We start from the raw sequence: 11,367 nt of genomic DNA on the forward strand, positions 1-11,367 counted from the left end.
CCCCCAACCCCCTCTCCCAACCTTGGGAGAGGGGGAGAAAATGTCTCTCACAAGTGTCTGAAACAACGGTGTCTCGTTCTACAATTTCTCACCTTGACAGGGCTGCTTCGTTACACCCCACCTACACTATCACGTTTTAACCCAAGGCATATTCAGGTAACTTCGTTACACCCCACCTACATGATCACGTTTTAACCCAAGCTATTTACTCAATTTTTCTAATTTTCAAAGCAATATTATACGCCAACCTATGATAAGGAATCCAATAATCCAACTCTGCCAAAAAATTTAAAGGCGTAATCACAACTTTCTCCAAAACCCTCTTAACTTTAACCGGAAAAAATAAACTAATATAAAACTCAATATTATGAGTTAAAACCCCCAACAATAACCCAGAACGAAAAACCTTTAATATGTCATACCGTCCTTTCGCTTCCGATTGATTTAAAAACTCAATAAAATCCTCTTTCGTATAATGTCGATGGGTATTTTCATGGGTATAAATTGGCTTTTCTGCCGTAACTTCTTCGGGAAACTTCCGCTTTCTCACCCAATAAGCTAACTTATAAAAAATTCCTAAATAACGCTTGACAAAATACTCTAAATAAGGTAAAGCATTCGCCGGATCGAGAAAAGCAAATACTCCTTGATGGGGAGTAGTTACAATTAACAAACCTTGGGGTTTCAGAATACGAAACATCTCAGAAAAACACTGCACCTCATCTTCCGCGTGTTCCAAGGTATCGCAAGCAATAATTACATCAAAAAACTGATCCGGAAACGGAGTTTGTTCGAGAGGAGAAACCGTAAACTCTAGGTCAGGATAACGGTTTTGGGCAATTTCAATATACTTTTCATCCGGTTCAAGTCCAAATACTTGCTCACTTTTCTGCGTAAAAAAGCGAGTCCCATACCCCCAAGCACACCCCGCATCCAGCAAAGTTTGTACACCGTCAGGAGTCCAAAGAAACGCCTTCTTATTTCGTCCCGCCAAAGGGAATTCCGGATACTGATCATCATTCATAATCAATCACCAATCACCAATCACCAATTGTTAAATCACATCCGCAAACGTGCGCTCCATTTTGCGAAAATACCAGAAACTACTCACCAGAATAGCCAACACCAACGCCACCGACAGGAGAAACCCCGGCCAATACAATTGAAACTTATCCCCCAAAATCGCCCAACGAAAGCCATCAATTACCCCAACCATAGGATTGAGAGAATAGAGAAACCGCCATTTTTCCGGGACTACATTGCTACTAAACCCCACAGGGGAGATATATAAACCAAACTGAATAATAAACGGCACAATAAAGCGAAAATCCCGATAACGGACATTTAACGCCGCCAACCATAAGCCTACCCCCAAACTGGCTAAAGCGGCTATGGCCACAAAAATCGGTAATAACACAATACGCCAAGTCGGTACAAAATTATACCAAGCCATCAACCCCAACAAAATCATCCCCGCCACCCAAAAATCCACAAAACTGACCACCACCGCACTCGTCGGGACAATTAAACGGGGAAAATACACCTTAGCGATCATATTGGCATTTGTCACCAAACTATTACTCGACGCAGAGAGAGAATTGGCAAAAAACTGCCAAGGCAACATGGCCGCAAAAACTAAAATAGGATAAGGCGCACCATCGGACGGTAATTTGGCAATATTCCCAAATACCACCGTTAACACAATCATTGACACAAAAGGTTGTAACAACGCCCAAGCCACCCCCACTATAGTTTGCTTATAGCGCACCAGAATATCTCGCCACGCCAAAAAATAAAATAACTCTCGATACCGCCAGAGGTCGCGCCAATATTGCTTTTCCGTGCGACCCGCTTCAATAATTAATTCTGGGGGGTTAGACGTAGCCATAGGATAAAATACTTCCATTGAGTAACTCAAAAGGGCGACAAAGCCCCACAGGGGGGCTAGAATAGACAAACATTATGCCCTGTAGAACGTCCTGTGTGATCCTTCATTACACTGAGACAGTGCTGAAGGTGTTGCAAGCCTCTATCATAGAATCATCTGTCCTGAGAGAAAAAGTGCCATTCCTAAACGGGACGACTTCTCTTTATCGAGTTTGAGTATTATGGTCTCAAATTTAAATTCTCAACCTCCCTTTTCCGGAGGCCCGGGGAATACTCCCTTGGGTAAACCCAAGATGAGTGAAAGTTTACCCCCCCCACATCTCCCCAAAGCTGAAGAAGATACCCTTAACCTACGTCAAGCACTTTCGGCGTTACGTCGCCGTTGGTGGTTAATATTTTTGGTGGGTGGGGCAGTTACTTTAGCGGTGAGTTTCCGGGTATTTAACGAAGTTCCCCTCTATCGTAGTCAGTTTCGCCTGTTAGTCGAACCCATTGCGGGAGAAGCGAGTTTTGACCAATTTAGTCAGCGACTGATTGGGCAATTGGGCTTAGAACTGGACTATGATACCCAAGTGGAAGTCTTACGCAGTCCCACGGTTATGGACCCCATTGTGGAGAAGATTCAGGAAAAATATCCCGATGTGGACTATAACGGGTTAATTGGCAATTTAGGCATTGGTCGGGTAGATAGCACAAAAATTCTAGAGGTGTCCTATCAGGACTCAGACCCAGAGAAAATTAAGTATATTCTGGATCAAGTGGCGGTGGGTTTTATTGACTATTCCCAACGGGAACAGAAAACGGGGAAAGAAAAGGGCTTACAATTTGTAGAGGAACAGTTACCGGAACTGCAAAACCGAGTTGATACGTTACAAGCCCAAGTCCAAGAATTCCGCCAAGAACATAATTTACTTGATCCCCAAGTCCAAGGCCAGAAGGTGGCGGACCGTCTCAACCAAATTCAACAACAACGCCAGGATACTCAAGCGGACCTCAAGGCCAACCAAGCCCTTTACGATAAGTTGAATAGTCAATTAGAGATTGATTTAGATACTGCTATGACGGTGACGGCCTTGAGTGAGGCCCCCCGGTATCAAACGTTATTAAACCAACTCCAAGAAATTGAAACCCAAATCGCCCTAGAGTCGGCCCGGTTTACTGACCAAAACCCGAGTCTCCAAGGGTTGCGAGACCGGAAAGAGAACCTGATGCCGTTGATCCGTGAGGAAGCGGTGGCTGTCTTGGGGGAAGAAGCCCAAAATACGGAGATTGATGACTTAAATACTTCTCCCAATAGTATCCGTCTCAGTCTGACGCAAAACCTGATTGATACTCTCAACCAACAACAAGTTTTAACGGTTCAGGAAAATGCCCTGCAAGAAGCAGAAAGTCGGGCTAAAGCGGAAATGCAGAAGTTTGCTGTCCTCAACCGCCAATATAATGACCTCCAGCGACGGTTAGAAGTGGCGACAGAAAGCCTAAAACGCTTTCTCAGTGTCCAAGAAGACCTGCAAATCGAAGCGGCCCAACGTACTATGTCTTGGGAGTTGATTAATAATCCCCAACTGCCCCAATATCCTATTGCCCCCAATACTCAACGGGGAATTTTATTGGCGGTGGTGGCTGGACTGTTAGCGGGGGCCGGGGCGGCTTTAATTGCGGAAAAATTGGATGTTCGCTTTCACTCTCCCGATGATCTCAAAGAGAATCTGGGTTTACCTCTGCTGGGCATTATTCCCTATCGCAAAGATTTCAAGGACCGTAAGGACTCTCTCCCGTCGTTTTCCCGTCGTTATCGGGCTTCTCCTTTTGTGGAGGCGTTTCGGTCTCTCAATGCTAATTTATCCTTTTTTACGCCGGATAAGCCGTTACAGACGCTGGTGATCAGTTCTTCGATCCCCCTGGAAGGGAAGTCCACTACGTCGGCCAATTTAGCCCAGGCCGCGGCGGCCATGGGACAACGGGTGTTACTGGTGGATGCGGACTTACGGCGGCCTCAAATCCATGGGATGACGGATTTACCGAATGTTTGGGGGTTGTCTCATGTCATTTCGATGGATATTGAGGTGGAGGATGTGATTCAGCGATCGCCCAATGATGATAACCTGTTTATCCTCACTGCGGGACAAATTCCCCCGGACCCCACCCGTCTCCTGTCTTCCCAAAAAATGCGGTCTCTCATCGAACGTTTCCGCCAAACCTTCGATTTAGTGATCTTTGACACTCCCCCTATGTTAGGGTTAGCCGATGCGAAGTTTTTGGCTTCTCAGGTGGATGTGATGTTAATGGTGGTGAGACTAGGATGGACGGACCGAACTCTGTTAAAACAAGTCCTCGATAATATCAAAGTGTCGCAAACGTCGGCGTTAGGCTTAATTGCCAATGGTGCAAAGGATATTGGTGGCGGGTCATACTACTATTATCACCGCTATTTCTCCTCTGAAGAAGAACCTGTCGGTCAAGAACGGTGATTTTCTGTTGTTGGTTGTTTGTGTAACTATCCATTATCCATTATCCATTACCCATTACCCATTACCTCTTAAAAAAATGCGCTCACACTTACTGGTTTTAACCCTACTTCTATTGAGTGGGGGGACAAAAGCGGTACAGGGACAAATTCCTACCTTTGAAACCCCGGACTTTCCCGAAAATGGGACGCAGATGGAGAATGAGTTTCCCCAGAATGAAACTCCGGTCAATAATGATTTTTCTCCCAATGTCACCCCACCTGAAGAAACTGTTCCGGTTTCGGAGTTTGAGGACTTTGAACTGGAGACCGAAATACCTCTCCCCACGTCTCCCCCACCGGAACAACCTTATACGCTGGGGGCGGGCGATCGCATTCGGTTAGATATTTTTGATGTACCGGAGTATAGTGGAGAATATCCCGTTCTCATCGACGGCACATTAAACCTCCCCCTTGTCGGGAGTATTAATGTCAAAAACCTCACCCTAGATGCTGCCGCAGACCGCATTTCGCAGGAATATAAGACCTATTTGGTCCGTCCCATTGTCACCCTAGGGTTACTGTCTCCTCGTCCCGTTAAACTGGCGATCGCAGGAGAAGTCAACCGTCCTGGATCATACACCATTAACCCCGCCGATGCCGATGGCTTTCCCACCGTCACCGAAGTGATCAAACTGGCTAATGGCATTACCCTCACCGCCGACATTCGCCAAGTGGAAATCCGTCGCACCTACCAAGGGGAACAACAAGTCTATCGTGTCAACCTCTGGGACTTGTTACAACGGGGAGATGCGGGCCAAGATATCATTCTACGAGATGGTGATAGTCTCTATATCCCCACCACAATTATCACCAACCGCAACGAAATGCGCCAATTAGCCGATGCCAGCTTTGCCACCGATGCCAGTACCCCCCTACAAATTGCCGTCGTAGGAGAAGTTATGCGAGCCGGAACTTATACAGTAAACTCAGAAGGGAGTACAGCCCCCCCCACCGTAACCAAAGCCATCGAACAAGCGGGAGGGATAACCCCCTTTGCAGATGTCCGCAATGTTCGCTTACGACGCATGAAACGGTCTGGGGAAGAAGAAATCATTAATATTAACCTCTGGGAGTTATTACAAGCGGGCAACTTAACCCAAGATATCCCCCTGCAACCCGGAGACACCATTATGGTCCCCCAAGCGGAACAAATTGACCCCAGCGAAGCAGGTTCACTGGCATCCGCCAGTTTTGCCCCAGAAACCATCCGCGTTAATGTAGTGGGTGAAGTCGAACGGCCAGGGACCCAAGAAGTCCCCTCTAATACCCCTCTCAACCAAGCCATTTTAGCGGCTGGCGGGTTTAATAATCGAGCCAAAGAAAGTATTGTTGAATTAGTGCGCCTTAACCCCAATGGTACAGTCTCCAGAGAACAATTGCCCGTGGATTTATCCCAAGGCATTAATAATGAAAATAATCCAGTTTTATTAAATAATGATGTGGTCATTGTCCGTCGTTCCACTGTGGCCAGAGTCGGTGATACTGTCTCCTCTGTCCTTTCCCCCGTCGGTAGCTTTTTCTCTTTTCTGAACTTTTTCCGCATTTTTGGAATTTTTAATTAAGGATTAAGGGAATAGGGAATAGGGAATAGGGAATAGGGAACAGTAATCAGTCTCCAATAAAAAACAACAAATAACAAGCAACCAAGAACCACAAAAAATGATTCAATATACGCCTAAAATAAGTGATAAAGAATTAATGCAATTGAGTTCTAAAAATCCTGAATTGCGCTTTGAACGGAATGCTGATGGAACATTAGTCACCATGCCACCGACTGGAAAAATATCGGGAAATCGAGAAGCCAAAGCCATTACTTTTTTAATGACTTTTGTATTAGAGAATGAATTAGGGGAAGTTTTTAGTTCTAATACAGGATTTAAACTCTCTAATGATGCAGTTCGTTCTCCAGATGCGGCCTTTGTTGCCAACGAAAATTTACCCCAAGGATGGGACGAAGGAGAAGACGAATTTTTTAACTTAGCCCCTGATTTTGTAATAGAAATTCGCTCTAAAACCGATAATTTAGAAAACCTCAAAGCAAAAATGCAAGAATATAGAGAAAATGGGGTAAAATTAGGGTGGTTAATTGACCGCAAAAATCGCTGTGCCTTCGTTTATCGCACCGATGGTTCAATCACCCAATACCCAGAAACCGCCACCCTAAGCGGAGAAACTGTAGTACAAGGATTCCAGCTAACTTTAAAAAAATTATTGTAATATAGCATTGCCAATTATAAATTGATTATTGTTAATTGTTTCTAATGCGCTTAAACCTTCCCCGCATTATTATCTTAATTGTTGGCATTAGTCTCATTTTGGGATTAATGTTATGGTTAGTTGATGCTTTATACCGTCTTTACTTTCAAATTTCCTTTACTGCCCCCCTCTTAGCTAACTTATTATTATTCCTCTTAATTATCTTACTCGGATTACTCATTTTTGCCTTTATTTATTACTTTAACCTCACCAGTCGTACCACCTCCAAGAAAAAACGGCAACAGCAACGGGCTACTCGGAATCTCCCTGAACAAAAATCCGCAGCAGCAGGGGAAAATTTAAAAGCAGTTCGCCAACAAGTGTCCCAAATTCAGGATAAAGTCGCACAACGGGAACTTTTAGAAAGGTCGCGTTTAATTGCGGAAAATTTAGCTAGAGGAGAGATCAAAGTTGTTATTTTTGGAACAGGATCTGCGGGGAAAACATCGGTTATTAATGGGTTAATTGGTCAAGTAGTGGGAGATGTGGGGGCCACCATGGGAACAACCCAGTTAGGGAAAACCTATCGCATGGTTGTCCCTGGACTAGAACGGGAAATTTTATTAACAGATACTCCAGGCATTTTAGAAGTGGGAGTCCAAGGAACGGAACGAGAACAAATTGCACGACAATTGGCCACCGAAGCGGATTTATTATTGTTTGTAGTCGATAATGATCTCCGTCAGTCAGAGTATGAACCTTTGCGGTTTCTAGCGGAAATTGGCAAGCGGTCTCTGGTGGTGTTAAATAAGACTGATCTCTACACCGAAAGCGAAATTGAGCTAATTTTAAAGCAACTACGGGACCGAGTGGCCGACTTTATCCCCTCGGCGGATGTGGTGGCCGTCTGTGCGAACCCTCAAGCTGTACAATTAGAGAATGGAGAATTAGCTGAACCTGAACCGGAGATTTTCCCCCTTATTAAGCGACTCGCAGCAGTGTTACGGGCCGAAGGAGAAGATTTAGTGGCCGATAATATCCTCTTACAGTCGCAACGGTTGGGAGAGGAAGCAAGACGCATCATTGATAAACAGCGACGCAGACAGGCTGATAAGATTATAGACCGTTTTCAATGGATTGGGGCGGGGGTGATTGCGGTGACTCCTTTACCTGTGGTGGACTTGCTGGCCACCGCAGCAGTTAATGCACAGATGGTGGTCGAAATTGGCAAGGTTTATGGGTGCGAACTGAATATGGAACGGGGCCGAGAGTTGGCCATGTCGTTGGGGAAAACGTTGGTGAGTTTGGGGGTGGTGAAGGGTGCTGTACAGATGGTGGCCACGGCATTACAGTTAAATGTGGCGACTTATGTGGCCGGGAAGGCCATTCAAGGGGTGACTGCGGCCTATTTAACCCGTATTGCGGGGAAAAGTTTTATTGAATATTTCCGTCATGATCAAGACTGGGGAGATGGAGGGATGACAGAAGTGGTGCAACGTCAGTTTCAGTTGGTGCAGAAAGAGGAGTTTATGAAGGGGTTTGTTAAAGATGCGATCGCGCGAGTCGTTCAACCCATTAAAGCTAGTTTAGCAGAAGAAGAAGACTTAGAAGAACCAGAACTAGACGAAATCACCGTCCCTCCTCCCGTAACCCTTGCTGAACCCCTCCCAGAAGATGATTGGGAATGGGACTCCCACCGCAACCATAACGACTGGTAATCCCAACCCTCATCAGACTGAGTTGTTGCTAACCCCATCTAAATTATAAATTTTAGATGGGGACTGCGCAAAAAGTTTTGTTCAAAGTTTCATTACGTTTATATACAGTTTGGCAATTTTGTCCAGTCTTCCTTAATAAACTTGCTAGAATATACTTAGTTGGCGCAAAAATAATGCTCCAACTTCATAAAAACCAAATAAAATATCCGTTGGGAGGGACAGATGAGAGGAATTAAAATAATTAAAGTAATTGCTCCCTTAACGCTAGTCACTGGGTTATTATTCATAGGGGCAGCGAGAGCCGAAAACCCCGATCATGTGGTACAGTTACTACGCACAAATCAATGTCAAGGTTGCGATTTAGCCGGAGCAGATTTAACCGAAGAACATTTAATTGGGGCAGATTTACGAGAAGCCGATTTAACAGGGGCAAATTTGGCATATAGTAACCTAGAAGGGGCAGATTTAACCGGAGCAGACTTAACCGGGGCAAACTTAACTGGGGCTATGGTGACAAATGCAACCTTAGAAAATGCCCGCTTAGTGCAAGTGGACTTCACTGCTGCAAAACTGTATGATGTTAATGTGGCGGGTGCTGTGATGGAAGAATTAATTCTCACCGATGCAGAAATTGAAAACACGGCCATTGGGATTGGGGGAGATGCAGAACAGTTTGATCCGGAGCAATTTAAATAGATTAACCCCCCGTTTTCCGCAAAAAATACCCCAAGAGATACAACGACCCACATAAAACCACCTGTTGATCCGTCTCCAACGCCTCCATTAACGCCGGAAAAAGATCGGGATAGGTGCAACAACGGTCTAGACTCGGACACACCTCTTGGGCCAACTCCGCCAACTCTGCCGGGTCTGCCGTGGCATGATCGGGAACAGGGACTAGATAAAGAGTATCTTGGGGTCGTAATAACGCCTCGAAAATTTCTCGATGGTCTTTGGTTTCTAAAATCCCCATCACCCAAGTAATAGGAGGTTTTAGCGTATCCACATACTGACGTAAGGCCATGGCCGCTGCCGGGTTGTGGGCCCCATCCACTAACAATTTATACCCATTCCACTCTCGCCATTGAATGCGTCCCGTCCATTGAGTGTGTTGGAGTCCCGTTTGCATTGCCGTGAGAGGGATATCCCATCCTTGCTGTTGGAGTTGTTGTAACGTAGAGATGGCGATCGCCGAATTCAACAACTGCACCGGCCCCAACAACGGCAACCCATACTCAATCCCCGCATATTCCGCTTTTCCCTCCCCCAGAGGACGCGCAGGAGTCACCCACACAGCCGGACAATCTAACTGCTCAACACGCTTTTTCACCACCCCTGCCGCTTCCGGAGGCAATTGACCCACCACCACCGGACGATGGGGTTTTAAAATCCCGGCCTTTTCCCCGGCAATTTTAGCTAACGTATCCCCCAACCGTTGCCAATGTTCTCGACTAATCGAAGTAATCGCAGTCACAAGAGGAGTATCACAAACATTCGTTGCATCTAGTCTCCCCCCTAACCCCACCTCCATCACCGCAACATCTACCGCTTGCTGGGCGAAATATAACCACGCTGCTGCCGTCACCACTTCAAACTGAGTGGGAGTTTCCGTGTGGGGGTCAGTGGCCGCGATAACCTGTTCTAAAATAGCCGTAAACGCCGCCACCGAAATATTCTCCCCATTCATGCGAATGCGTTCCGTCCAGTCAACGAGATGAGGGGAAGTATAACAACCCACCCGATACCCCGCAGCAGTCAACACCGAAGACACATAAGCACAAACCGACCCCTTGCCATTGGTCCCCGCAACATGAACCAGGGGAACTTGCTGCTGTGGGTTGCCCAAACGGTCAAGGAGGTGGTTAATACGGTCTAGACCCAGATGGACTCCAAACCGTTGGAACGGGTTTAATAGATCAGTGACGGGGTTATCAATCATAGATTCTTCGGGGTCAGAATTCGACCATTCTTCAAGTTCAGTGCTAGGAGACCGTAGTTTAGCAAAAAACTGCCAGATGGGATGCAAGAGGGATGGACGCATAGGACGTGGAAACGCAGACAGTCTTCGAGCAACAATTAACCAGTTTACTTCCCTTTGTGCCGATGCTGGCCGAGGAAATCAAGAAGCGACAGTCAGGTAAATAGCGAGAAAAGAGGGGACATCTGGCGATGGGTTTGCTAATTTGGAAAAGGAAATTCGGGTAGAAAAATAATGAAGCGTTTCTCAGTGGTTCGGAGTCTTTTGGTGTTGGGGGTGTTGTTGCCCGTGGTGGGGGGAGTTGAGGCAGGAGGGGCAATAGAGCGAGAAACGCTAGAACAGGCAGAGACACGCTTCTCGACTGAGAGAGTGGCGCAGAATAGCCAAGTTGAGGAGGCACAGAGGTTATTTCAAGAAGGCTTTGAACTATTGAACCAAGGGACAGCAGAATCATTACAAGCGGCAATAGAGAAGTTTGAAGCAGCAATTCCCTTATTTCAATCGGGGGGAAACCAATTTGGTGAAGGTTTAGCAAGAGTTGGGGCAGGAGTTGCTTACTCTAGATTAGGGTTCAAACCTGAAGCTTTAGAGCATTATGAACAGGCTTTAGCCATTTGGCAGGAATTAGGGCAAGAAGCAAGTGGAGAAGACCTAGAAACCGTTCAAACTTGGCAAGCCCGTACTCTCAATAATATTGGTGGGGTTTACTCAGATTTAGGAGAAAAAGAAGAAGCCCTAGAGTACTTGAACCAAGCCTTACCCCTCAGACGAGCCGTGGGCGATCGCGCAGGAGAAGCCGCTACTCTCACTGGTATCGGTAAGGTTTACTCAGATTTAGGAGAAAAAGAAGAAGCCCTAGAGTACTTAACCCAAGCCTTACCCCTCTGGGAAGCCGTGGGCGATCGCGCAGGAGAAGCCACTACTCTCAATAATATTGGTGGGGTTTACGATGCTTTAGGAGAAAAAGAAGAAGCCCTAGAGTACTTGAACCAAGCCTTACCCCTCTGGGAAGCCGTGGGCGATCGCGCAGGAGAAGCCACTACTCTCAATAATATTGGTGGGGTTTACGATGCTTTAGG

9 protein-coding genes are annotated in these 11,367 nt (G+C 46.2%); 6 read left to right on the top strand and 3 right to left on the bottom strand.

Annotated features, from left to right (window positions below; genetic code table 11):
- Positions 1-205: 205 nt before the first annotated feature.
- On the bottom strand, positions 206-1,024 hold the full coding sequence (locus PN462_RS02230) for a class I SAM-dependent methyltransferase (protein ID WP_272126265.1): 819 nt from the start codon (positions 1,022-1,024) through the stop codon (positions 206-208).
- 30 nt (positions 1,025-1,054) lie between these two features.
- Positions 1,055-1,888, bottom strand: coding sequence for an ABC transporter permease (locus PN462_RS02235; protein ID WP_272126266.1), 834 nt, complete (start codon positions 1,886-1,888; stop codon positions 1,055-1,057).
- Between the two features lie 292 nt (positions 1,889-2,180).
- On the opposite strand from PN462_RS02235, the gene PN462_RS02240 reads away from it, so the two are divergent.
- From PN462_RS02240 to PN462_RS02260, 5 genes are all read left to right on the top strand, one after another.
- Positions 2,181-4,358, top strand: a complete 2,178-nt coding sequence (locus PN462_RS02240) for a GumC family protein (protein WP_272126267.1) — start codon at positions 2,181-2,183, stop codon at positions 4,356-4,358.
- Positions 4,359-4,434: 76 nt separating this feature from the next.
- The gene (locus PN462_RS02245; protein ID WP_272126268.1) at positions 4,435-5,958 is read left to right on the top strand and encodes an SLBB domain-containing protein; all 1,524 of its coding nucleotides are present in this window, start codon (positions 4,435-4,437) and stop codon (positions 5,956-5,958) included.
- A 97-nt stretch (positions 5,959-6,055) separates the two neighbouring features.
- A complete protein-coding gene (locus PN462_RS02250) occupies positions 6,056-6,613 on the top strand; it encodes a Uma2 family endonuclease (protein WP_272126269.1) in 558 nt (185 codons plus the stop codon).
- 44 nt (positions 6,614-6,657) lie between these two features.
- Positions 6,658-8,310 (top strand): YcjF family protein, encoded by a 1,653-nt coding sequence (locus PN462_RS02255; protein WP_272126270.1) that lies wholly within the window; start codon positions 6,658-6,660, stop codon positions 8,308-8,310.
- 222 nt (positions 8,311-8,532) lie between these two features.
- On the top strand, positions 8,533-9,006 hold the full coding sequence (locus tag PN462_RS02260) for a pentapeptide repeat-containing protein (protein WP_272126271.1): 474 nt from the start codon (positions 8,533-8,535) through the stop codon (positions 9,004-9,006).
- Between the two features lies 1 nt (position 9,007).
- Here PN462_RS02260 and PN462_RS02265 read toward each other — a convergent pair whose 3' ends face one another.
- Positions 9,008-10,249 carry a bifunctional folylpolyglutamate synthase/dihydrofolate synthase gene (locus PN462_RS02265; RefSeq protein WP_443029042.1) on the bottom strand — a complete coding sequence of 414 codons (1,242 nt, stop codon included), beginning with the start codon at positions 10,247-10,249 and terminating at the stop codon, positions 9,008-9,010.
- 273 nt (positions 10,250-10,522) lie between these two features.
- On the opposite strand from PN462_RS02265, the gene PN462_RS02270 reads away from it, so the two are divergent.
- A partial coding sequence (locus tag PN462_RS02270; RefSeq protein WP_272126273.1) for a tetratricopeptide repeat protein occupies positions 10,523-11,367 on the top strand: 845 nt, incomplete at its 3' end.

The organism is Spirulina sp. CS-785/01, assembly GCF_028330525.1.
In the GTDB taxonomy this organism is placed as follows: Bacteria; Cyanobacteriota; Cyanobacteriia; order Cyanobacteriales; family Spirulinaceae; genus JAQMSD01.